18 protein-coding genes and 1 tRNA gene are annotated in these 22,268 nt (G+C 72.1%); 5 read left to right on the plus strand and 14 right to left on the minus strand.

What is annotated here, in order from left to right; translation table 11 throughout:
* Positions 1–5: 5 nt before the first annotated feature.
* The 3 genes from V5O49_RS01340 to V5O49_RS01350 all read right to left on the minus strand — a co-directional run bounded on the left by V5O49_RS01340 (position 6) and on the right by V5O49_RS01350 (position 3,931).
* Positions 6–515, minus strand: coding sequence for an OsmC family protein (locus V5O49_RS01340; protein WP_332900653.1), 510 nt, complete (start codon positions 513–515; stop codon positions 6–8).
* Positions 516–532: 17 nt separating this feature from the next.
* Positions 533–3,481: an excinuclease ABC subunit UvrA gene (uvrA, locus tag V5O49_RS01345; protein WP_332900654.1), complete on the minus strand. Its 2,949-nt coding sequence runs from the start codon at positions 3,479–3,481 to the stop codon at positions 533–535.
* 93 nt (positions 3,482–3,574) lie between these two features.
* Entirely contained in the window at positions 3,575–3,931 is a 357-nt protein-coding gene (locus V5O49_RS01350; RefSeq protein WP_332900655.1) for a hypothetical protein, read from the minus strand.
* A 108-nt stretch (positions 3,932–4,039) separates the two neighbouring features.
* On the opposite strand from V5O49_RS01350, the gene V5O49_RS01355 reads away from it, so the two are divergent.
* Positions 4,040–4,333, plus strand: coding sequence for a YciI family protein (locus V5O49_RS01355; RefSeq protein ID WP_332900656.1), 294 nt, complete (start codon positions 4,040–4,042; stop codon positions 4,331–4,333).
* A 4-nt stretch (positions 4,334–4,337) separates the two neighbouring features.
* Here the strand turns inward: V5O49_RS01355 and V5O49_RS01360 are convergent, their stop codons facing one another.
* The 5 genes from V5O49_RS01360 to coaE all read right to left on the minus strand — a co-directional run bounded on the left by V5O49_RS01360 (position 4,338) and on the right by coaE (position 10,047).
* Positions 4,338–5,345, minus strand: coding sequence for a TerC family protein (locus V5O49_RS01360; protein ID WP_349771079.1), 1,008 nt, complete (start codon positions 5,343–5,345; stop codon positions 4,338–4,340).
* Positions 5,342–6,343, minus strand: coding sequence for a TerC family protein (locus V5O49_RS01365; protein ID WP_332900657.1), 1,002 nt, complete (start codon positions 6,341–6,343; stop codon positions 5,342–5,344). The genes V5O49_RS01360 and V5O49_RS01365 overlap by 4 nt, the downstream gene beginning before the upstream one ends.
* A gap of 218 nt (positions 6,344–6,561) precedes the next feature.
* On the minus strand, positions 6,562–8,673 hold the full coding sequence (uvrB, locus tag V5O49_RS01370; protein WP_332900658.1) for an excinuclease ABC subunit UvrB: 2,112 nt from the start codon (positions 8,671–8,673) through the stop codon (positions 6,562–6,564).
* A gap of 59 nt (positions 8,674–8,732) precedes the next feature.
* A complete protein-coding gene (locus V5O49_RS01375; RefSeq protein ID WP_332900659.1) occupies positions 8,733–9,389 on the minus strand; it encodes a pyroglutamyl-peptidase I in 657 nt (218 codons plus the stop codon).
* 22 nt (positions 9,390–9,411) lie between these two features.
* Entirely contained in the window at positions 9,412–10,047 is a 636-nt protein-coding gene (coaE, locus tag V5O49_RS01380) for a dephospho-CoA kinase (RefSeq protein WP_332900660.1), read from the minus strand.
* 35 nt (positions 10,048–10,082) lie between these two features.
* On the opposite strand from coaE, the gene V5O49_RS01385 reads away from it, so the two are divergent.
* A complete protein-coding gene (locus tag V5O49_RS01385) occupies positions 10,083–12,002 on the plus strand; it encodes an ABC transporter ATP-binding protein (protein ID WP_332900661.1) in 1,920 nt (639 codons plus the stop codon).
* A gap of 173 nt (positions 12,003–12,175) precedes the next feature.
* Here V5O49_RS01385 and rpsA read toward each other — a convergent pair whose 3' ends face one another.
* On the minus strand, positions 12,176–13,666 hold the full coding sequence (gene rpsA, locus V5O49_RS01390; protein WP_278237310.1) for a 30S ribosomal protein S1: 1,491 nt from the start codon (positions 13,664–13,666) through the stop codon (positions 12,176–12,178).
* A gap of 284 nt (positions 13,667–13,950) precedes the next feature.
* Positions 13,951–14,976: a 6-phosphofructokinase gene (locus V5O49_RS01395; protein WP_332900662.1), complete on the minus strand. Its 1,026-nt coding sequence runs from the start codon at positions 14,974–14,976 to the stop codon at positions 13,951–13,953.
* 79 nt (positions 14,977–15,055) lie between these two features.
* Between V5O49_RS01395 and V5O49_RS01400 the strand changes: the two genes are divergently transcribed.
* The gene (locus V5O49_RS01400) at positions 15,056–15,853 is read left to right on the plus strand and encodes a class I SAM-dependent methyltransferase (protein ID WP_332900663.1); all 798 of its coding nucleotides are present in this window, start codon (positions 15,056–15,058) and stop codon (positions 15,851–15,853) included.
* Between the two features lie 40 nt (positions 15,854–15,893).
* On the opposite strand, the gene polA is transcribed toward V5O49_RS01400, so the two are convergent.
* Positions 15,894–18,611 (minus strand): DNA polymerase I, encoded by a 2,718-nt coding sequence (polA, locus tag V5O49_RS01405; RefSeq protein WP_332900664.1) that lies wholly within the window; start codon positions 18,609–18,611, stop codon positions 15,894–15,896.
* Here polA and V5O49_RS01410 point away from each other — a divergent pair.
* Positions 18,610–19,029 (plus strand): PaaI family thioesterase, encoded by a 420-nt coding sequence (locus V5O49_RS01410; protein WP_332900665.1) that lies wholly within the window; start codon positions 18,610–18,612, stop codon positions 19,027–19,029. The two genes, polA and V5O49_RS01410, sit on opposite strands and share 2 nt — an antisense overlap.
* Position 19,030: 1 nt before the next feature.
* Here the strand turns inward: V5O49_RS01410 and V5O49_RS01415 are convergent, their stop codons facing one another.
* A complete protein-coding gene (locus tag V5O49_RS01415; protein WP_278237306.1) occupies positions 19,031–19,732 on the minus strand; it encodes a GNAT family N-acetyltransferase in 702 nt (233 codons plus the stop codon).
* A 102-nt stretch (positions 19,733–19,834) separates the two neighbouring features.
* Entirely contained in the window at positions 19,835–20,509 is a 675-nt protein-coding gene (locus tag V5O49_RS01420; RefSeq protein WP_405001125.1) for an ANTAR domain-containing response regulator, read from the minus strand.
* Positions 20,510–20,642: 133 nt separating this feature from the next.
* Here V5O49_RS01420 and V5O49_RS01425 point away from each other — a divergent pair.
* A tRNA-Leu gene (locus V5O49_RS01425) sits at positions 20,643–20,719 on the plus strand.
* 71 nt (positions 20,720–20,790) lie between these two features.
* Here the strand turns inward: V5O49_RS01425 and pyk are convergent.
* Entirely contained in the window at positions 20,791–22,230 is a 1,440-nt protein-coding gene (gene pyk / locus V5O49_RS01430) for a pyruvate kinase (RefSeq protein WP_332900666.1), read from the minus strand.
* Positions 22,231–22,268 lie beyond the last annotated feature (38 nt).

A 22,268-nucleotide genomic window follows, 5' to 3' on the forward strand; every position in this document is an offset into this window, starting at 1 on the left:
GCCGGTCAGGCCGCCTCGTCGGCCACGTGCAGCGGCGCCGGCTCGACGAGCACGGGGAAGTTCACGCTGCGCGAGAGGAAGCACAGGGCGTGCGCCCGCTCGTGCAGCTCGGCCACGATCTCCTCGGTGGCCTGCTCCCCCGGCGCGACCAGGAGGCGCGGGTGCAGCGTGACGTCGCTGAACTGCCCCTCGCCCCGCGACTCGACGCGCATCGTGCCCGTCGCGGCGTCGCGGTAGGAGTGCACCACCAGGCCGCGCTCCGCGGCCAGGTGCAGGAACCACAGCATGTGGCACTGGGACAGGCTCGCCACGAAGAGGTCCTCGGGGCTGTAGCGCTCCGGGTCCCCGCGGAACGACGGGTCGGCCGTGCCGGCCAGCACCGGACGGCCGGGCAGGACGACGTCGTGGTCGCGGGTGTAGGCGGTGTACGACGTCGTCGCCCCGGCGGCGCTGCCGGGTTCGACGCCGGTGACGGGCCAGCGGACGGTCACGGAGTACTCGTGGTGGGCTCCCATGGCCACACCGTAGGACCTCAGGCGGCGTCGTGCTTGGTGGCCCGCGCCTTGGCCGTCTTGCGCCGCCGTGCGGGCGCCGCCGCTGCTGCAGGGGCCGCGACCTGCGGCTCGACCGGGACGTCCGCGTGCGGCGCCAGCGTCTCGGCGAGGAAGCGGCCGGTGTGGCTCTCCGGCACGGCCGCGACCTGCTCCGGCGTGCCCTGGGCCACGACGATCCCGCCGCCGGAACCGCCCTCGGGTCCCATGTCGATGATCCAGTCGGCGCTCTTGACCACGTCCAGGTTGTGCTCGATGACGAGCACGGTGTTGCCCTTGTCGACGAGCGACTGCAGCACCGACAGCAACCGGCGGATGTCCTCGAAGTGCAGGCCCGTGGTGGGTTCGTCGAGCACGTACACGGTGCGGCCCGTCGAGCGCTTCTGCAGCTCGCTGGCGAGCTTGACGCGCTGCGCCTCGCCACCGGACAGCGTGGGGGCCGGCTGGCCCAGACGCACGTAGCCGAGGCCGACCTCCACCAGCGTGGTCAGGTGCCGCGAGATCGCCGGGAACGCGGAGAAGAACTCGGCGGCCTCCTCGATCGGCATGTCCAGGACGTCGGCGACCGTCCGGCCCTTGAAGTGCACCTCGAGGGTCTCGCGGTTGTACCGCGCCCCGTGGCAGACCTCGCAGGGCACGTAGACGTCCGGCAGGAAGTTCATCTCGATCTTCAGCGTGCCGTCTCCGGAGCAGGCCTCGCACCGGCCGCCCTTGACGTTGAACGAGAACCGACCGGGTCCGTACCCGCGGACCTTCGCCTCCTCGGTCTCGGCGAAGATCTTGCGGATCCGGTCCCACACGCCGGTGTAGGTGGCCGGGTTCGACCGCGGGGTCCGGCCGATCGGTCCCTGGTCGACGTGCACGACCTTGTCGAGGTGATCGGTGCCGGTCACGCGCGTGTGCCGGCCGGCCACCTGCCGCGCGCCGTTGAGCTCGTTGGCGAGCACGGTGTGCAGGATCGAGTTGACCAGCGTGGACTTGCCCGACCCCGACACCCCCGTGATGGCGGTGAGCACGCCGAGGGGGAACGACACGTCGATGTCGCGCAGGTTGTTCTCGCGGGCGCCGACGACGGTGAGCTCCCGCTGCGGGTCGACCCCGCGCCGGGTGGCCGGCAGCGCGATGCTGCGCCGTCCGGACAGGTAGGCACCCGTCATCGACGCCTCGGTCTCGAGCAGCCCGGCGTAGTCGCCGGAGTGCACGACCTGCCCGCCGTGCTCGCCCGCACCCGGTCCGACGTCGACGATCCAGTCCGCGGACCGGATCGTGTCCTCGTCGTGCTCGACCACGATGAGGGTGTTGCCGAGGTCGCGCAGCCGGCTCAGGGTGTCGATGAGTCGACGGTTGTCCCGCTGGTGCAGACCGATGCTCGGCTCGTCGAGCACGTACAGCACACCGACCAGCCCGGACCCGATCTGGGTCGCCAGGCGGATGCGCTGCGCCTCCCCGCCGGACAGCGTGCCCGCCGCGCGCTCGAGCGTGAGGTAGTGCAGGCCGACGTCGAGCAGGAAGCCGAGCCGCGCGTGGATCTCCTTGAGCACCTCGCCCGCGATGGCGCGCTCCCGCTCGCCGAGGTCCAGGGCGTCCAGGTACTCCTTGGCCTCGGCGATGGGCAGCCGGCACACGTCCCAGATCGACTTCGAGCCGACCCGGACGGCCAGCACCTCGGGCTTGAGGCGGGCACCCTGGCACACCGGGCACGGCACCTGGCGCATGAAGGCCTCGTAGCGCTCCTTCGACCAGTCGGACTCCGTCTCGGAGTGCCGCCGCTCGATGAAGGTCACGGCCCCCTCGAAGCCGGTCGAGTACTGGCGCTCACGCCCCCACCGGTTGCGGTAGCGCACGTGCACCTTGTGGTTCCGGCCGTGCAGGACGGCGGTGCGCGCACGCTGCGGCAGCGCACGCCACGGCACGTCGAGGGAGAACTTCATCTCGTCGGCGAGAGCGGTCAGGACCCGCTCGAAGTACTCCGACGACGTCTGGGCCCACGGCACGATCGCGCCCTCGCGCAGCGTCTTCTCCGGGTCCGGCACGACGAGCTCGGGGTCGACCTCGAGGCGGAACCCGATGCCCGTGCACTCCGGGCAGGCGCCGTAGGGCGCGTTGAACGAGAAGGTCCGCGGCTCGATCTCGTCCAGGCTGAGCGGGTGGTCGTTCGGGCAGGCGCGCTTCTCGGAGTACTTGCGGACCCGGTCGAGATCGTCCAGGTCCGCGTCCACGAGCTCGATCATCACCAGCCCGCCGGCCAGCCCGAGGGCGGTCTCGACGGAGTCGGTCAGGCGGCGCTGCACGCCGTCGCGGGCCACCAGCCGGTCGACGACGACCTCGATGTCGTGCTTGAGGTTCTTCTCCAGCGTGGGCGGCGTGCTGAGCTGGGCCACCTCGCCGTCGACCCGGGCGCGGGCGAAGCCCTGGGTCTGCAGCTCGCCGAACAGCTCGGTGTACTCCCCCTTGCGGCCCCGGACCACGGGGGCGAGGACCTGGTAGCGGGTCCCCTCGGGCAGCTCGAGGATCTTGTCGACGATCTGCTGCGGCGTCTGGGCCTGGATCGGCTCGTCGCAGACGGGGCAGTGCTGCGTCCCCGCGCGGGCGAAGAGCAGCCGCAGGTAGTCGTACACCTCGGTGATCGTGCCGACCGTCGAGCGCGGGTTGCGGTTCGTCGACTTCTGGTCGATCGAGACCGCCGGGCTCAGCCCCTCGATGAAGTCGACGTCCGGCTTGTCCATCTGTCCCAGGAACTGGCGGGCGTAGGCCGAGAGCGACTCGACGTAGCGGCGCTGCCCCTCGGCGAAGATCGTGTCGAACGCCAACGAGGACTTGCCCGAGCCGCTCAGACCGGTGAACACGATGAGCCGGTCGCGCGGCAGGTCGAGGTCGACGTTGCGCAGGTTGTGCTCACGGGCACCGGAGACGACGAGGCGATTGCTCACCGCAGCATCCTACGGCCGACGGCCGACATTCGTACAGGTGTTCCATGTCACCGCAGGCCCCGGCGCCTCTGCGGGCGCGGACGCGGACGCGGATCAGTAGGCGCCGGAGGACGCGTTCACGACGAGCTGGACCACCACCACGGCGACGCCGAGACCCCCCAGCACCCCACCGACCAGCCGGGGGTAGGCACCCCGCGGGTCCCCGTCCTTCTCGGCACGACGCCCCAGCCTCCACGCCGCCGACGCCGGCACCACGACGAGCACGATCGTCAGCAGCGCGCCCACGAGATCGGCGGTGAGCGACCGCTCGTCACCGACCGTCGACCCCGCGAGCACTCCCTCGAGCACGTACGTCAGGACGAGGCCGAGCAGGAAGCCCACCGGGACGAGCGCGGCGGCGACCCACGCCCCGACGGTCCGGGAGCTGGTCGACTGTCTGCTGCGGGTCACGGCGCGGTCCCTTCGGCCTCGGCCGCCCCGTCGGCAGCACCTGGACCGGATGCTAGGGCGTCGCGGACGACCGCGCCCGACGCCGCGCCGCCGTGCTTGGATGGCGTCATGGCCACCTTCGTCGTGACGTACACCTACTCCCCCGACGCCGAACGGCTCGACGCCGTCCGGCCCGAGCACCGCGCGTTCCTCGGCGCGCTGCACGAGGAGGGGTCGGTGGTCGTCTCCGGGCCACTGCCGCCGACGGGGCAGGCCGCGGCAGGCGCCCTGATCGTGCTCGAGGCCGAGGACGAGACCGCGGCGCTGGCGCTGCTCGACGACGACCCGTTCCGCCGCGACGGGCTCGTCGTCGAGGCGACCGTGCGCCGCTGGGTTCCCGTCATCGGGTCCCTCGCCGGCTGACCCGTCAGTCGCGGTCGGCGTCCTCGCGGTCGGCGAGCGCCCGGCCGCGGCGGGTCCGCAGCAGGCTGGCCGCCGTCGCCACGCCCAGCGCACCGACGATGACGACCAGCGACAGCCAGATGGGCACCTCCGGCGCCCACGGGACGGGCTCACCGCCGTTGACGAACGGCAGCGTGTTGGCGTGCAGGGCCTCCAGCACGAGCTTGACGCCGATGAAGCCGAGGATGACCGCGAGCGCGACCGGCAGGTAGACCAGACGGTCCAGCAGCCCGCCGAGCAGGAAGTACAGCTGGCGCAGCCCCATCAGCGCGAACAGGTTCGTGGCGAACACGAGGAAGGGGTCCTGGGTCAGGCCGAAGATGGCGGGGATGGAGTCGAAGGCGAACAGCAGGTCGGTGGTCCCGATGGCCACGAACACCACGAGCATCGGGGTCCAGACCCGCCGGCCGTCGACGACGGTGCGCACCCTGGCGCCGTCGTACCCGGGGCTCAGCGGCAGCACGCGGCGCAGCGCGCGGATCATGGCGTTCTCCCGGAACTCCTCGTCGTCGTCCTCGCCGACGGCGAGCTTGACGGCGGTGTACACCAGGAACGCGCCGAACAGGTAGAACAGCCACGTGAACTGCTCGAGCAGGGCCGCCCCGGCGAGGATGAACGCCCCGCGCAGGACCAGGGCGATGATGATCCCGACCATCAGCACCCGCTGCTGGTGCTCCCGCGGCACGGCGAACCGCGACATGATGAGCACGAACACGAAGAGGTTGTCGACGCTCAGGGAGTACTCGGTGACCCAGCCCGCGTAGAACTCCCCCGCGGGCTGCGAGCCGCCGACGGCCCACACGACGAGCCCGTAGAGCAGGGCGAGGCCGACGTAGAACGCCACCCAGGTCGCGGACTCCCGCATCGAGGGCACGTGCGGCCGGCGGCCGACCACGACCAGGTCGGTGACGAGGACCGCGACCATCAGGGCGAGGGACGCGGCCTCGAACCAGACCGGGAGCTCGTGGGTCACGCGTCACCCGAGGACGACACGCCGACGCGTTCCTCCCGGCGGCTCTTCATCAGCGACGCCACGGTGGTGATCGCCAGGACCACCACGATGAACGACAGCGAGACGCTGGTGGGGATCTCGGGGACGACCTCGATGTGCTCGCCGCCGTTGACGAACGGCAGCTCGTTGGTGTGCAGCGCGTGGATCACGAGCTTGACGCCGATGAACCCGAGGATCGCCGCGAGCCCGTAGTTGAGGTACACGAGACGGTCCAGCAGGCCGTCGACGAGGAAGTAGAGCTGGCGCAGGCCGAGCAGCGAGAAGGCGTTGGCCGCGAAGACGAGGTAGGTCTCCTGGGTGAGCCCGAAGATGGCCGGGATCGAGTCGACGGCGAACAGCAGGTCGGCGCTGCCGATGGCGATCATGACGATGAGCATCGGCGTGACGTACCGCTTGCCGTCGACCTTCGTGACCATGTGGTGCTCGACGTAGTCGTCGGTCGTCGGCAGGATCCGGCGGGTCAGCCGCAGCACGGCGTTCTCGGTGTACTCCTCGTCGTGGTCGGTCCCGGCACGGGCCTGGGCGATCGCCGTCCAGATGAGGAACGCCCCGAAGAGGTAGAAGATCCAGGCGAAGTTCGCGATGAGCGCGGCGCCCGCCAGGATGAAGATCGTGCGCAGCACCAGGGCGATGGTGATGCCGACGAGCAGGACCCGCTGCTGGTGCTGGCGCGGGACGCGGAAGCTGGTCATGATCAGCACGAACACGAACAGGTTGTCCACGCTCAGCGACTTCTCGGTGATGTAGCCGGCGAAGTACTCGCCACCGTAGGTGGGTCCCCACCCGGCGAGCACGATGAGGCCGAACACGAGCGCCACGGCGACGTAGGCGACCGACCACCAGGCCGACTCCTTCAGGGTCGGGGCGTGCGGCGTGCGCACGTGCCCGACGTAGTCGACGGCGAGCATCGCCAGGATCATCCCGACGGTGACGATCCAGACCCAGGGGGCGACATCCATGCGTGGTTCCTCCGGTACGCAGCACTGTGACCGAAGGTCTCTTCCGCCACGCACCGCCACGCGCACCCGCAGGTGGCGCGGGCTGGTGGTTGCGAGACCGGTGACGCCGGGCCGACGTCCGCGCCGGCCGTGATGACGACGTCACCGCTCGGGAATACTCCCCTTCAACGAGGTGCCAGCATACGGCACGGCCGGGACGGCCACCCGGCCGTGCACGGTCAGCCGGTGGCCTCGCGCATCTGCCGCAGCTCCTTCTTGAGCCCGCCGATCTCGTCCCGCAGGCGTGCCGCCACCTCGAACTGCAGCTCGGCCGCGGCCGTGTGCATCTGGTCGCTGAGCTCCTGGATGAGCTCCGCCAGCTCGGTCGCGGCGAGACCGGCGAGCCGGTTGCCGGACGTCGCGCCCTCCTTGGGCGCACCGGGCACCGGCGCGCCCCCGCGGGCGGCGCGGTCCGGCGCCTTGCGGTAGCCGCCGGCGAGCAGCTCGGCGGTGTCGATGTCCTCCCGGGCGAGCATGTCGGTGACGTCGGCGATCTTCTTGCGCAGCGGCTGGGGGTCGATCCCGTGCTCGGCGTTGTAGGCGAGCTGCTTCTCCCGGCGCCGGTCGGTCTCGTCCAGCGCGAACCGCATCGCGGGGGTGACCTTGTCGGCGTACATGTGGACCTGACCGGTGACGTTGCGGGCCGCGCGACCGATCGTCTGGATCAGGGAGCGTTCGGAGCGCAGGAAGCCCTCCTTGTCCGCGTCGAGGATCGCGACCAACGACACCTCGGGCAGGTCGAGGCCCTCGCGCAGCAGGTTGATGCCGACCAGCACGTCGTACTCCCCGAGCCGCAGCTCGCGCAGCAGCTCCACCCGGCGCAGCGTGTCCACCTCCGAGTGCAGGTAGCGCACCCGCACGTCCTTGCCGAGCAGGTAGTCGGTGAGGTCCTCGGCCATCTTCTTCGTCAGCGTCGTCACCAGGACGCGCTCGTTGCGGTCCACGCGGTCGCGGATCTCGCCCAGGAGGTCGTCGATCTGCCCGGTGGTCGGCTTGACGTGGACCTCCGGGTCGACGAGCCCCGTGGGACGGATGATCTGCTCGACCACGCCGTCGGACATGGACAGCTCGTAGTCGCCCGGGGTCGCGGAGAGGTACACGGTCTGACCGATCCGCTCGACGAACTCCTCCCAGCGCAGCGGCCGGTTGTCGGTGGCGCTGGGCAGGCGGAACCCGTGGTCCACGAGGGACCGCTTGCGCGACATGTCGCCCTCGAACATCGCGCCGATCTGCGGGACCGTCACGTGGGACTCGTCGATGACGAGCAGGAAGTCCTCGGGGAAGTAGTCGAGCAGGGTGTTGGGCGGCGAGCCCGCCTCACGCCCGTCGATGTGCCGCGAGTAGTTCTCGATGCCGTTGCAGGTCCCGATGGAGCGCATCATCTCGATGTCGTAGGTCGTGCGCATGCGCAGCCGCTGCGCCTCGAGCAGCTTGTTCTGCTTCTCCAGGTCGGCCAGCCGTGCCTCGAGCTCGGCCTCGATGCTCGACACCGCCCGCTCCATCCGCTCGGGGCCGGCGACGTAGTGGGTCGCGGGGAACAGGTAGATGCTCTGCTCGGTGCGCACGACCTCCCCGGTCAGGGGGTGCAGCGTCTGGATGGTCTCGATCTCGTCGCCGAACATCTCGATGCGTACCGCGAGCTCCTCGTACACCGGGATGATCTCGACCGTGTCGCCGCGGACCCGGAAGGTCCCGCGCGTGAAGGACATGTCGTTGCGCGTGTACTGCATCTGGACGAACTGGCGCAGGAGGTCGTCGCGCTCGACGACGTCGCCGACGGAGAGGCGCACCATCCGGTCGACGTACTCCTGCGGGGTGCCCAGGCCGTAGATGCACGACACCGACGCCACGACGACCGTGTCGCGCCGCGTCAGCAGCGACGACGTCGCCGAGTGCCGCAGCCGCTCCACCTCGTCGTTGATCGAGGAGTCCTTCTCGATGTAGGTGTCCGTCTGCGCGATGTACGCCTCGGGCTGGTAGTAGTCGTAGTACGAGACGAAGTACTCGACGGCGTTGTGCGGCAGCAGCTCGCGGAACTCCGTGGCGAGCTGGGCGGCGAGGGTCTTGTTCGGCGCCATGATGAGCGTCGGGCGCTGCAGCTTCTCGATGAGCCAGGCCGTCGTGGCGCTCTTGCCGGTGCCGGTGGCGCCGAGGAGCACGGCGTCCTTCTCCCCCGCCTGGATGCGCTCGGCGAGCTCGGCGATGGCGGTGGGCTGGTCGCCGCTGGGCTGGTACTCCGAGACCACCTCGAACGGGGCCACGGTCCGCTGCAGGTCGGTCACGGGTCGCATGCCACCACGGTACGTCCCGCGACCGACATCGACGGGGCCCGCGGTCCGTGCAGGAGCGGTCAGTGCTCGGCGCCGGCGGCGAGCCGCGGCTCGGACAGCTCGCCCCGCACCGCCGCCGCCGTCGTGAGCACGACCGCCCGCAGGGCACGGGCCGAGGACGCCACGTCGAGCTGCGCGGCGCGCGGGACGTGCACGAACCCGGAGCGCACGGCGGGCCGGCCCGCCAGGGCGTGCTGCAGGGCGTAGAAGGTGGCGTTGCACACGTACGTGCCCGCCGTGTTGCTGACGGTCGCGGGCACGCCGTCGGACCGCACCGCGCTCCACGCCGCCTTGAGGGGCAAGGTCGAGAAGTAGGCGGCCGGGCCGTCGCCGACGACCGCCTCGTCGACGGGCTGCGCCCCGGCGTTGTCGGGGATCCGCGCGTCGGCGACGTTGACGGCGACGCGCTCGAGCCGCACCGCCTCGGTCCCGCCCGCCAGGCCGGTGGCCACCACGACGTCCGGGGAGTGCCGGCCGAGCAGCCGGAGCAGCTCGGCGGGCCCCGCGGAGAACGTCACCGGCAACGGCGCGACGACGAGCTCGGCGCCGTCCCGTGCCGCACGCCAGTCGGTGGCCAACGCCGTCGTGGCCTGCCACGACTCGTTGACCGTGTCACCGCCGAACGGTTCGAACCCCGTCACCAGCACCCGCACGAGCACACCTCCGATCGCGGGCACCCTACCGGCAGCCGCCGGGGGCTCAGTGCTCGAGCTCCTCGGCGTCGAGCTCCTCCGCCACCTCCTGGCGGACCCGGGCCCACAGCTCGTCGACCTGGCGGCGCAGGTCGTCCGGCGACCCCGTGCCGTCCAGCAGCACGTCCGCCAGCTCGCGACGCTCGGCGTCGCTCGCCTGCGCCGCGACGCGGTCGCGGGCCTCGCCCTCGTCGAGCCCGCGCGTCGCCACCAGGCGCTCCACCCGCTGCTGCGCCGGGGCGTCGACCACGGCGAGCAGGTGGAAGTGGTCCGCCTGCCCCGTCTCGACCAGCAGAGGGATGTCGTGCACGACGACGGCCCGCGGGTCCGCCGCGCCGGCGGCGGCCTCGCGCTCCGCGGCCAGCCGCCGGACCTCCGGGTGCACGATCTCCTCCAGGCGGCGACGCGCGTCGTCGTCACCGAAGACCCGGCGTCCCAGCGCGGGCCGGTCGAGCGAGCCGTCGTCGGACAGCACCCCCGGTCCGAAGGCGTCGACGACCTCGGTCAGACCGACGGACCCGGGCGCGACGGCGTCCCGGGCCAACAGGTCGTGGTCGATGACGACCGCCCCGAGGTCCGCCAGCCGCTGCGCCGCGACGGACTTGCCGGCCGCGATCCCGCCCGTGAGCCCCATGCGAAACATGGGCACCATCCTGCCCGGCCCGTAGGCTTCCCGCCATGAGTGCGAGCGGACCCGGGCCCGGCCCGGCGCGACCGACCGGCGGACCCGGCGGCGGGCCCATGCGGTCCTTCCTCCAGGACCGGTCGGTCACCGACCGGCGGCTGTCGCGGTCGACGCTGCGCCGCATCCTCGCGTTCGCGCGGCCCTACCGCCACCACCTGGCCGGTCTGGTCGGCCTGCTGACCCTCAGCGCCGCCGCCGGCGCGGTCACGCCGCTGCTGTTCCGCCGCATCATCGACGACGGGATCGCCGGCGGCGACCGCGAGCTGGTCGTCGGCCTCGCCGCGGCCGCGGTCGGGCTCGCCCTCGCCGGCGCCGGGCTCTCCCTCGCCGAGCGCTGGGTGGCCGCCCTGGTCGGCGAAGGGCTCATCGTCGACCTGCGCACCGCCGTCTTCGACCACGTCCAGCGCATGCCGCTGGCGTTCTTCGCCCGCGCCCGCACCGGCGCTCTCGTGCAGCGCCTCAACGGCGACGTCCTCGGAGCGCAGCAGGCGTTCACCGCGACCCTGCAGTCGGTCGTCTCGAACGGTCTGACGGTCGTGTTCACGCTCGCGGCCATGCTGGTGATGTCGTGGCAGCTCACGCTGCTCTCCCTGCTGCTGGTCCCCGCCTTCGTCCTGCCCGCCCGTTGGTTCGGACGCCGGCTGGCGGCCCTGACCCGGACCACCTACGACCTCAACGCCGACGTCGGACAGACGATGAACGAGCGGTTCAACGTCGCCGGTGCCCAGCTCGCCAAGGTCTTCGGCGCTCCGGACCGCGAGTCCGCGGCCTACGCCGACCAGGTCCGCCTCCTGCGCGACGTCGGCGTCCGCCGCGCGGTGTACGCCACGTGGTTCCGGGTCGGCCTGACGACGCTGGCCTCCGTCGCGATCGCCCTGACCTACGGTGTCGGCGGGCTGCAGGCCCTCACCGGGCAGATCACCGTCGGCACGCTCGTGGCGCTCACCGCCTACCTCGGGCGGCTGTACGCACCCCTGGCGGCCCTGTCGAACGTCCAGGTCGACGTCATGACCGCGCTGGTCAGCTTCGAGCGGGTCCTGGAGGTGCTCGACCTCCGGCCGGCGCTGACCGAGGCCCCGGACGCCGACGACCTGCGCGACGCGGTCCGCCGCGAGGGCGCCGGGATCGAGCTGGAGCACGTGACGTTCCGCTACCCCCGGTCCGACGAGGTCTCGCTGGCCTCGTTGGAGTCGGTCGCCGCGGCCCGCAAGGACCCCGACCGGGACACCCTGCGCGACGTCTCCTTCGTCGTCCCCGCGGGCGCCATGGTCGCCCTCGTCGGGCCCTCCGGCGCCGGGAAGACGACGCTCTCCCACCTGGTCAGCCGGCTGTACGACCCGACGGCCGGGACCGTCCGGGTCGCCGGCACCGATCTGCGGCGGGCGTCCTTCGCCTCCCTGCGCGCCACGGTGGGCGTGGTCTCCCAGGACGCCCACCTGTTCCACGACACCGTGGCCGCCAACCTGCGGTACGCCCGGCCCGACGCCACGGACGACGATCTCGAGCAGGCGCTGCACGCCGCGCACCTGTGGCCCGTCGTGGCGCAGATGCCCGACGGCCTCGACACGGTCGTCGGCGACCGCGGCTACCGGCTCTCGGGCGGTGAGCGGCAACGGCTCGCGATCGCGCGCGTGCTGCTCAAGGGGCCCGACGTCATCGTGCTGGACGAGGCCACGGCGCACCTGGACTCGGAGTCGGAGGCCGCCGTGCAGGCAGCTCTCGACGTGGCGCTGCAGGGGCGCACGGCACTCGTGATCGCCCACCGCCTGTCGACGGTGCGCCACGCCGACCGGATCGTCGTGCTCGACGACGGACGCGTCGTCGAGCAGGGCACGCACCTCGACCTGCTCGCCGCGGGCGGGCACTACGCCGAGGTGTACCGGGCGCAGTTCGCGGACCACGAGCGGGCCTGACCATCGCCTGAACAGCTGTGGGCATGAATTCTGCAGGGGGAAAGGGTCGTCCCACGGCAGAGTTCATGCCCACAACCTTCGTGCCCGGAACGCGACGACGGCCCGCCGCCCCGGACAGGGGCGACGGGCCGTCGATCAGGCCGGGCGGGTCCGTGGACCCGCCGTGAGCCGGATCAGTTGCCGGTCAGCTTCTCGCGCAGAGCAGCCAGGGCCTCGTCGGACGCCAGCGTGCCGCCGGTGTCCTCCTGCGGGGCCGGGGCCGCCGAGGAGTAGGACGAGGACGCGGACGCGCCGCCGGTGCTGCTGGAGACGACGTCGCCGGCCGCGGCCTCGGCGTCGGCCGAGAGCGCCGCACGGACCTGCTCGCGGTGCGACTCCCAGCGCGAGTGCGCCTTGGCGTACTCGGCCTCCCAGGCCTCGCGCTGGGTCTCGAAGCCCTCGAGCCACTCGTTGGTCTCCGGGTCGAAGCCCTCCGGGTACTTGTACTCGCCGTTCTCGTCGTACTCGGCGGCCATGCCGTAGAGCGCCGGGTCGAAGTCCTCGGACTCCGGGTCCATGCCCTCGTTGGCCTGCTTGAGCGACAGCGAGATGCGGCGACGCTCGAGGTCGATGTCGATGACCTTGACGAAGACCTCGGCACCCACCTGGACGACCTGCTCGGGCAGCTCGACGTGGCGGACCGCCAGCTCGGAGATGTGCACCAGGCCCTCGATGCCGTCCTCGACGCGGACGAACGCGCCGAACGGCACCAGCTTGGTGACCTTGCCCGGCACGACCTGGCCGATGGCGTGGGTGCGGGCGAAGGTCTGCCACGGGTCCTCCTGCGTCGCCTTCAGCGACAGGGAGACGCGCTCGCGGTCGAAGTCGACGTCGAGCACCTCGACCGTGACCTCCTGGCCGACCTCGACGACCTCGGACGGGTGGTCGATGTGCTTCCAGGACAGCTCGGAGACGTGCACGAGGCCGTCGACCCCACCGAGGTCGACGAACGCACCGAAGTTGACGATCGAGGAGACGACACCCGGGCGCACCTGGCCCTTCTGCAGCGTCTGCAGGAAGGTGGAGCGAACCTCGGACTGCGTCTGCTCGAGCCAGGCGCGGCGGGACAGGACCACGTTGTTGCGGTTCTTGTCCAGCTCGATGATCTTGGCCTCGATCTCGCGGCCGACGTACGGCGCGAGGTCGCGGACGCGACGCATCTCGACGAGGGAGGCCGGCAGGAAGCCACGCAGGCCGATGTCGAGGATGAGACCACCCTTGACGACCTCGATGACGGTACCGGTGACGACGCCGTCGTCCTCCTTGATCTGCTCGATCGTGCCCCAGGCGCGCTCGTACTGGGCGCGCTTCTTGGACAGGATCAGACGGCCTTCCTTGTCCTCCTTCTGGAGGACGAGGGCCTCGACGGCGTCGCCGACGGCGACGACCTCGCCCGGGTCCACGTCGTGCTTGATGGACAGCTCACGAGACGGGATCACGCCCTCCGTCTTGTAGCCGATGTCGAGGAGGACCTCGTCGCGGTCGACCTTGACGATCGTGCCTTCGACGATGTCACCATCGTTGAAGTACTTGATGGTGGAGTCGACGGCGGCAAGGAAGTCCTCTTCGGTGCCGATGTCGTTGACGGCAACCTGCGGGGCGGACTTCGTGGTGGAGATGGTCATTGAGTGGTAGCTCCGATGCGGACAGGGCGTAGTACGGACATGGTCGTGGTGCAGACCCTCCCGGCGACGGCGACCCGATCACGGCGTCCGGCGACGCACGTCCGACGGCGAGCCGGATCATCGGGGATGACGCACGCGCACAGGCGCACTGCACCGCCCACAATCCTATCGGGGTGACCTGAGAGGGTCAACGCCGCTGCCCCGACCTTCACCCGAGAGCCTGGTCACCCGGTCACCCGGTCACCCGGTCACCCGGTCACCCGGTGCCCCGGAGCCGGTCCCGCTCACGCGAGCGCGCGGGCGACCTCCAGCATCTCGGCCGGCACCTGCTTGACCTTCCCCGCGATGTCCGTCAGCGGGACCAGGACGACGTCGTCGCCGCGCAGGGCCGTCATGACGCCCGACTCCCCCGCCGAGACCGCGTCGATCGCCGCGACCCCGAGACGGGACCCGAGGATCCGGTCGGCCGGCGTCGGCGTCCCGCCGCGCTGGACGTGACCCAGGATCGTCACGCGGGTGTCGAACCCGGTGCGGTCGGCGATCTCCGCGCCGAGGCGCTCGCTGATCGCGCCCGCCACGATCTCCCCGAACGGGCCGAGCTGCGTCTCGTACTGCATCGACGAGCCCTCCAGCGGCACCGCGCCCTCGGCGACCACGATGATGGAGAAGCTCGCGTGGGCGCGGTGGCGGTGCTGCAGGAAGCGGACGACCCGGTCGATGTCGAACGGCTCCTCCGGGGCGAGCACCAGCTCGGCACCTCCGGCGATGCCGGCCGTCGTCGCGATCCACCCGGCGTGCCGGCCCATGACCTCGACGATCATCACCCGGTTGTGGCTCTCCGCCGTCGTGTGGATCCGGTCGACGGCCTCGGTGGCGATGTTGACGGCCGTGTCGAAACCGATGGAGCGGTCCGTGCCCCAGACGTCGTTGTCGATCGTCTTGGGCACGGCGACGATGCGGACGCCGGACTCGGCGACCTTGCTCGCCGCGTGGAGCGTCCCGTCGCCGCCGATGCAGATCAGCGCCTCGATCCGCTCCTCCTCGAGGGTGGCGCGCACGGCGTCCAGCCCCCCGTCGTCGGCGTGCGGGTGGTAGCGGGCGGTGCCGAGCAGCGTGCCGCCCGTCGGGAGCACGTTGCGGATGTGGGACCGGGTCAGGGGCATCACGTCGCCGTCGGCCAGCCCGCGCCACCCGTGGCGGAAACCGACGATGGTGTGCCCGTGCTCGCCTTCTCCCCGCTTGACCACGGCCCTGATCGCCGCGTTGAGCCCGGGGACGTCCCCGCCTCCGGTCAGCAGTCCTACGCGCACGGTGTTCTCCTCCGGTTCGCTGGGGACGGGCACCCCGAGGCTATCGGCTCCGTGTGTCGTCCAGGTGACAGGTGACAGGATGTGGGACGTGAGCGATCCATGGTTCGGATACCGCACCACCGACGACGACGGCACCGCCGCGCGACGGTGGTGGGACGCGCACGCCGAGGAGTACCTCGACGACCACGGCGCCTTCCTCGGCGACGCCGGCTTCCGCTGGGGGCCGGAGGGGCTGACCGAGGCCGAGGCCGGGCTCCTGGGGCCCCCGCAGGGCGCCCGGGTGCTGGAGGTCGGCGCGGGGGCCGCCCACTGCTCGCGCTGGCTCGCCGCCCGCGGCGCGGACGTCGTGGCGACCGACGTGGCCCCCGCGATGCTGGACGCCGCGGCGGAGATCTCCCGGCGGTCGGGCACGCCGGTGCCGCTGGTGGAGGCCGACGCCCGTGACCTGCCGTTCGCCGACGGCTCGTTCGACGTCGTCTTCACCTCGTTCGGCGCGATCCCCTTCGTCCCGGACGCCCACCGCGTGCACGCCGAGGCCGCGCGGGTGCTGCGCGACGGCGGGCGCTGGGTCTTCTCGGTCACGCACCCGGTGCGCTGGGCCTTCCCCGACGACCCGACGCTCGCCGGGCTGACCGCCCACCGGTCCTACTTCGACCGCCGCCCCTACGTCGAGGCCGAGGGCGGTCACGTGGTCTACGCCGAGTACCACCGCACCCTGGGCGACCACGTCCGCGACGTGGCGGCGGCCGGGCTGCGGCTGCGCGACGTCGTCGAGCCCGAGTGGCCGGCCTGGAACGCCCAGACGTGGGGCGGCTGGGGTCCCGAGCGCGGGCACTACCTGCCCGGCACCGCCGTCTTCGTCGCCACGAAGGACTGACGACCGGGCCGGTACCCGCGCCCGCGCCGGGCCGAGCCGCTCAGTGGGCGGCGTCGTGCCAGGTCTGGCCGGCACCCACCGAGACGTCCAGGGGGACGTCGAGCTCGACCGCGCCGCCCATCTGCCGGCGCAGCACGTCCTCCACGACCTCCCGCTCCCCCGCGGCGACCTCGACCACGAGCTCGTCGTGGACCTGCAGCAGCAGCCGCGAGCGCAGCTCCTTCTCGTCGAGCTCGCGCTGCACGCCCAGCATCGCCAGCTTGATGATGTCGGCGGCGCTGCCCTGGATCGGGGCGTTCAGCGCCATCCGCTCGGCCATCTGACGGCGCTGACGGTTGTCGCTGGTCAGGTCCGGCAGGTAGCGCCGGCGCCCGAGGAGGGTCGCCGTGTACCCGGTCGCGCGCGCCTCCTCGACGACCCCGGTCAGGTAGTCGCGCACGCCCCCGAACCGCGTGAAGTAGTCGTCCATGAGGGCCTGCGCCTCACCGGTGGGGATGGTGAGCTGCTGGGACAGCCCGAAGGCGCTGAGCCCGTAGGCGAGCCCGTAGCTCATCGCCTTGACCTTGGCGCGCATCTCGGGGGTCACCGCCGCCGGCTCGACGTCGAACACGCGGGACCCGACGTAGCGGTGCAGGTCCTCGCCGGAGCGGAACGCCTCGATGAGCCCGGCGTCGCCCGACAGGTGCGCCATGATCCGCATCTCGATCTGGCTGTAGTCCGCCGTGACGAGCTCGGCGTACCCCTCCCCGACCGTGAACGCGCGCCGGATGCGCCGACCGGCCTCGGTGCGGATCGGGATGTTCTGCAGGTTCGGGTCGGTCGAGCTGAGGCGGCCGGTGGCCGCGATCGTCTGCTGGAACGTGGTGCGGATCCGGCCGTCCGGGTGCACCGCCTTGAGGAGCCCCTCGACGGTGGTGCGCAGCTTGGCCGCGTCCCGGTGGGCCAGCAGGTGGGCCAGGAAGGGGTGCTCGGTCTTGACGAACAGGTCCTGCAGCGAGGCGGCGTCCGTCGTGTACCCGGTCTTGATCTTCTTCGTCTTCGGCATGCCGAGCTGGTCGAAGAGGACCTCCTGCAGCTGCTTCGGGCTGCCCAGGTTCACCTCGCGGCCGATGACGTCGTACGCCTCGGCGGCCGAGGTCCCCACCCGCTGCGCGAAGTGCTGCTCGAGCTCGGTGAGGAACGTCGTGTCGGCCGCGATGCCGGTGGCCTCCATGCGGGCCAGCACCCCGGACAGCGGGAGCTCGACGTCGTCGAGCAGTCCGCGCGCGCCTCGGTCGACGAGACGCTCGCCGAGCGCTGCGGCCAGGTCCACCACGGCCACGGCACGGCCCGCCGCGTCGGCCCCCGGGGGCCCCGCCTCCAGCGCGAGGTCCAGCGCGCCCTGGGCACCGCCGTCCTCGACGGTCAGCTCGCGGCCCAGGTGGCGGACCACGAGGTCGCCGAGGTCGTAGCCGCGCTGGTCGGGGTAGCACAGGTACGCCGCGAGCTCGGTGTCCACCTGGACACCGAGGAGGTCCGCCCCCCGCGCGGACAGCATGTGCCAGGCCGCCTTGGCCCCGTGCACGGCCTTCGGCGCCTGCGCGTCGGACAGCCAGTCGCGCAGGGCCCGCTCGTCGGCGTCGTCGACGTCGGCGAGGTCGACGACGACGGCGTCGGCCCGGCCCCCGTCGCTCGCGGTGGCCAGGGCCACCTGCCACGCGTCGCCGGCACCCGGTCGCCGCACCCCGGTGACGTCGACGCCCACGAGAGCGCCCGCCCGGGCGGTCAGCCAGTCCGCGAGAGGGCCGTCGTGCCGGTCGACCTCGAGGGACGCCGTCGGCGCGACCGTGGCGTCGCCGCCGGCGGGGTCGACCGCCAGGAGGCGGTCGCGCAGCGCCCCGAACTCGAGGGTGTCGGCCACCCGGTGGACCGCCTCGCGGTCGAAGCCGGCCACCGCGAGGTCGTCGATCCCCAGCGGGAGGTCCACGTCGGTCAGCAGCGCGTTGAGCTCGCGGTTCAGCCGGACCTGCTCGACGTGCTCGCGCAGGGCCTCGCCCCGCTTGCCGCCGACCTCGTCGCGGCGCTCCAGCAGGGAGTCGAGGTCGCCGAACTGGGTGATCCACTTGGCCGCGACCCCGGGACCGACGCCGGGGATGCCCGGCAGGTTGTCGCTCGTCTCGCCGACGAGCGCCGCCAGGTCGGGGTAGCGCGCGGGCGGCACCTTGTACTTGGCCTCGACGGCCTCCGGCGTCATCCGCGTGAGCTCCGAGACGCCCTTCTTCGGGTAGAGCACGGTGACGTCGTCGGTGACGAGCTGCAGGGCGTCGCGGTCGCCCGAGCAGACGAGCACCTCCAGGCCCGCCTCGGTCCCCTGCCGGGCCAGCGTCGCCAGGATGTCGTCCGCCTCGATGCCCGCGCGCTGCAGCACCGGCACGCGCAGGGACTCCAGCACCTCGTGGATCAGCGGCACCTGGCCGCGGAACACCTCGGGCGTGGCCTCGCGCTGCGCCTTGTACTCCGCGAACCGCTCCGTGCGGAAGGTCACGCGACCGGCGTCGAAGGCCACGGCCACGTGCGTCGGCTCCTCGTCGCGCAGCAGGTTGGTGAGCATCGAGGTGAAGCCGTACACGGCGTTGGTGACCTGCCCGCTGGTGGTGGCCAGGGTGTCCGGCAGGGCGTAGAAGGCCCGGTAGGCCATCGAGTGCCCGTCGACGAGCAGGAGGCGGGGGCGGCCGGCGGTTCGCGCTGAGGTCGTCACGGGTGCCAATCTATCTGCCATGTCTGACAGTGATTCCTTCCCCCAGGACGTGGACGCCTGGCGGGAGGCGGCCGCGGGGACCCTCCTGGAGCGCACCGGCATCGACCTGGTGGAGGTGAGCGCCGACGGGGCCCGGGCGAGCATGCCCGTGGCGGGCAACACCCAGCCCGCCGGCCTGCTGCACGGCGGCGCGACGGCGACGCTGGCCGAGACGCTCGGCTCGGTGGCCGCGCAGGTCCACGCCGGACCGGGACGGGCGGCGGTCGGCACCGAGCTCAGCGTCACCCACCATCGCGGCGTGCGCTCGGGGTCGGTGCACGGCGTGGCGACGGCGGTGCACCGGGGCAGGTCGACGGCCTGCTACGAGATCGAGGTCGTGGACGACGACGGACGTCGCGTGGCCAGCGCCCGGCTGACGTGCCTCGTGCTGGACACCTGAGTCAGGACACGTGCGAGGTCGGCTCGGCCGGGGAGCCGTCGGGCGTCTCGTGCTCCGCGGTGCGCTGCTCCTGGAACGCCCGCAGGTCGACCGGGCCCGTCGGCAGGCCCGCCTCGCGCGCCCGGCGGCGGCGCGCCACGAGGTCCTCGATCGCCGCGCGAGTCTGGTCCCGCCGACGGCGACCGCCGTCGCGCCGCCGGACCACGGTCGGGCCGCCGCCCGGCTCCTGGGCGAGCCACCGCTCGAGCACGGAGACCGGGACCACCCGGTGGCCGGCCGCGGGCGCGAACCCGACGCGCGCGAGGAAGCGCTGCATCTCGCGGGCGCCCGGCGCCGGCGCGCAGTAGACGGACTCCGCGCCGTGGACGACCGCCGTCCGCAGCGCCGCCGCGAGCAGCGCACGGCCGACGCCCTGGCGCCGCGCCTGGGGCGCGACCAGGATCGCGTCGACGTACAGGCTCGGCGTGGTCGAGTACAGCTGCGGCGCGAGCGGGCGCGCGAGGAGGAAGCCGACGACGCCGTGCTCCGAACGGGCGACGAGCACCTCGCCCCCGGCCGCGACGAAGACGCTCAGGTGCTCGCGGACGCGCGCCGGCTCGGCCGTCGCCCCGTTCGCCCCCTCGGGCCCGAGCGCGGCGGACATGTCCGCCACGGCCCACAGGTCGTCCTCGTCGGCGGTGCGGACCTCGACCGCTGCACGCATCGACGCTCCCTCCCGACAGCGGATCCCTCGTCCGAGAGATCACGGAAAGATAACAACTCCCCGGCGACGATAGTCGTCACCGGGGAGTTGCACAAACCTGGGTCAGGACGCGCCGACCTGGTCGATCACGGCGTCCGCGACCTCGCGCATGGTCAGACGACGGTCCATCGACGTCTTCTGGATCCAGCGGAACGACTCCGGCTCGCTGAGGCCCATCTTCGTCATGAGCAGGCCCTTCGCCCGGTCGACGCGCTTGCGGGTCTCGAAGCGGTCCTGGAGGTCGGCGACCTCGGACTCCAGGGCGCCGATCTGCTGGTAGCGGGAGATGGCGATCTCCACCGCGGGCAGCAGGTCCGCCGGTGTGAACGGCTTCACGACGTACGCCATCGCGCCGGCGTCGCGCGCCCGCTCGACGAGCTCGGTCTGGGAGAAGGCCGTGAGCAGCACGACCGGGGCGGCGTGGGCCTTGCCGATCCGCTCCGCCGCGGAGATGCCGTCCAGCTCGGGCATCTTGACGTCCATGACGACGACGTCCGGCTTGAGCTCGGTCGCGAGGTTCACGGCGGTCTCGCCGTCGCCGGCCTCACCGACGACGTCGAAACCCGCCTCGCGGAGCGTCTCGACGACGTCCATGCGAATCAGGGCCTCGTCCTCGGCCACCACCGCCCGGCGGGCAGGCTTGCCCGCCGCAGGCGCCGGCTCCGGCGACTCGGCAGACTCCTGGTCGATCATCGGGGGCAGGTCGAGCGGCAGCTTCTCGTCGGTCACAGGAGACATCGTAATCCCCCGGACCGCAGGTCGTGCACCCCGGGCGCTCCGCACGTGGTGTGACCGTGCGCACGCCACGGCGGCGGCGAGACCGGATTGGGCGCCCGCGCGGCCGTGTGGTTCGATGGTGCGCAGCCTCAGCGCCCCGGTAGCCCAACCGGCAGAGGCGTTCGGCTCAAACCCGATCCAGTGTGGGTTCGAATCCCACCCGGGGCACCAGACGACGAGGGGCCCGGACCGCCGCAGCGGTCCGGGCCCCTCGTCGTCTCACCCGCCGCGGCGGGGAGGTGTCACTCGGCGATCGCGTGGGCGTCGGTGTGGCTGCCCACCTTGTGCACGAGGATCGAGTTCGTCGTGCCGGGCACGCCCACCGGCGCACCCGAGACGATGACGACCCGGTCGCCGACCTCGGCGAGGCCGTTGGCCTGCAGCGTCTGGTCGACCTGGCCGACCATCGCGTCGACCGAACCGACCTTCGGCACCTGGTAGCTGACGGTGCCCCAGGTCAGGGCCAGCACGTTGCGGACCGACTCCTCCGGGGTGAAGGCCAGCAGCGGGATGCCCGAGCGCAGGCGCGACATGCGCTTGGCCGAGTCGCCCGACTGGGTGAAGGTGACCAGGTACTTGGCCTCCAGCGAGTTGGCGATCTCCGCCGCGGCCCGCGTGATGATCCCCCCGCGGGTGTGCGGCGTCGAACCCAGCGGCGCGATGCGCTCGCGGCCGGCACCCTCGGTGGCCTGGATGATCGAGGCCATCGTCTCGACCGTGAGGATCGGGTAGTCGCCGACGGACGTCTCGCCGGAGAGCATGACCGCGTCGGCACCGTCGAGGACGGCGTTGGCGCAGTCCGAGGCCTCGGCACGGGTCGGGCGCGGGCTGGTGGTCATCGACTCCAGCACCTGGGTGGCCACGATCACCGGCTTGGCGTTGCGGCGGGCCATCTCCACGATGCGCTTCTGCACGAGCGGGACCTGCTCGAGCGGCATCTCGACCGCGAGGTCGCCGCGGGCCACCATGAAGCCGTCGAACGCCGCGACGACCTCCTCGAGGTTGTCGACGGCCTGCGGCTTCTCGATCTTGGCGATGACCGGGACGACCCGGCCCTCCTCGTCCATGATCTTGCGGACGTCGTCGTAGTCGGCGGCGTTGCGCACGAAGGACAGCGCGATGAGATCGGCGCCCATGCGCAGCGCCCAGCGCAGGTCGTCGGTGTCCTTCTCGCTCAGCGCGGGGACCGAGACGGCCACGCCGGGCAGGTTGAGGCCCTTGTTGTTGGAGACCGGACCCGGGACCTCGACCGTGGTGACGACGCGCGGCCCCTCGACGGCGGTGACCCGCACCCGGACCTTGCCGTCGTCGATCAGGATCGGGTCGCCGACGCGAGCGTCCTGCGGGAGGCCCTCGTGGGTCGTCGAGACGAGCTCCCGCGTCCCCACGACGTCCTCGGTCGTGATCGTGAGGGTGTCGCCCTCGTTGAGGAAGTGCTTCTCGTCGCCGTCGAACCGACCCAGGCGGATCTTCGGGCCCTGCAGGTCGACGAGGACGGCGACGTTGCGTCCCGCCTCCTTCGCCGCCGTGCGCACCCCGTGGTAGACGGTCTCGTGCTCCGACTGCTCCCCGTGGCTCCGGTTGATCCGGGCCACGTCCATACCTGCGTCGACCAGCTCCCGGAGCTTCTCCGGGGACGCCGTCGCGGGTCCGATGGTGCACACGATCTTCGCTCTGCGCATGTCTCCAGCCTCATCGTCGTACCGCCCCTCGACTTCCG

Source organism: Isoptericola haloaureus (assembly GCF_036689775.1).
Taxonomy (GTDB): Bacteria; Actinomycetota; Actinomycetes; order Actinomycetales; family Cellulomonadaceae; genus Isoptericola; species Isoptericola haloaureus.

Excerpts from the sequence above, each read along its gene's own strand:
- coaE (WP_332900660.1), bottom strand. The coding sequence starts at position 10,047 with ATGTTTCGCATGGGGCTCACGGGCGGGATCGCGGCCGGCAAGTCCGTC.
- V5O49_RS01365 (WP_332900657.1), bottom strand. The coding sequence starts at position 6,343 with ATGGATGTCGCCCCCTGGGTCTGGATCGTCACCGTCGGGATGATCCTG.
- V5O49_RS01415 (WP_278237306.1), bottom strand. The coding sequence starts at position 19,732 with ATGCGTGCAGCGGTCGAGGTCCGCACCGCCGACGAGGACGACCTGTGG.
- V5O49_RS01400 (WP_332900663.1), top strand. The coding sequence starts at position 15,056 with ATGTGGGACGTGAGCGATCCATGGTTCGGATACCGCACCACCGACGAC.
- V5O49_RS01385 (WP_332900661.1), top strand. The coding sequence starts at position 10,083 with ATGAGTGCGAGCGGACCCGGGCCCGGCCCGGCGCGACCGACCGGCGGA.
- V5O49_RS01410 (WP_332900665.1), top strand. The coding sequence starts at position 18,610 with ATGTCTGACAGTGATTCCTTCCCCCAGGACGTGGACGCCTGGCGGGAG.
- V5O49_RS01420 (WP_405001125.1), bottom strand. The coding sequence starts at position 20,509 with ATGTCTCCTGTGACCGACGAGAAGCTGCCGCTCGACCTGCCCCCGATG.
- V5O49_RS01355 (WP_332900656.1), top strand. The coding sequence starts at position 4,040 with ATGGCCACCTTCGTCGTGACGTACACCTACTCCCCCGACGCCGAACGG.
- polA (WP_332900664.1), bottom strand. The coding sequence starts at position 18,611 with ATGGCAGATAGATTGGCACCCGTGACGACCTCAGCGCGAACCGCCGGC.
- pyk (WP_332900666.1), bottom strand. The coding sequence starts at position 22,230 with ATGCGCAGAGCGAAGATCGTGTGCACCATCGGACCCGCGACGGCGTCC.
- rpsA (WP_278237310.1), bottom strand. The coding sequence starts at position 13,666 with ATGACCATCTCCACCACGAAGTCCGCCCCGCAGGTTGCCGTCAACGAC.
- uvrB (WP_332900658.1), bottom strand. The coding sequence starts at position 8,673 with ATGCGACCCGTGACCGACCTGCAGCGGACCGTGGCCCCGTTCGAGGTG.
- V5O49_RS01340 (WP_332900653.1), bottom strand. The coding sequence starts at position 515 with ATGGGAGCCCACCACGAGTACTCCGTGACCGTCCGCTGGCCCGTCACC.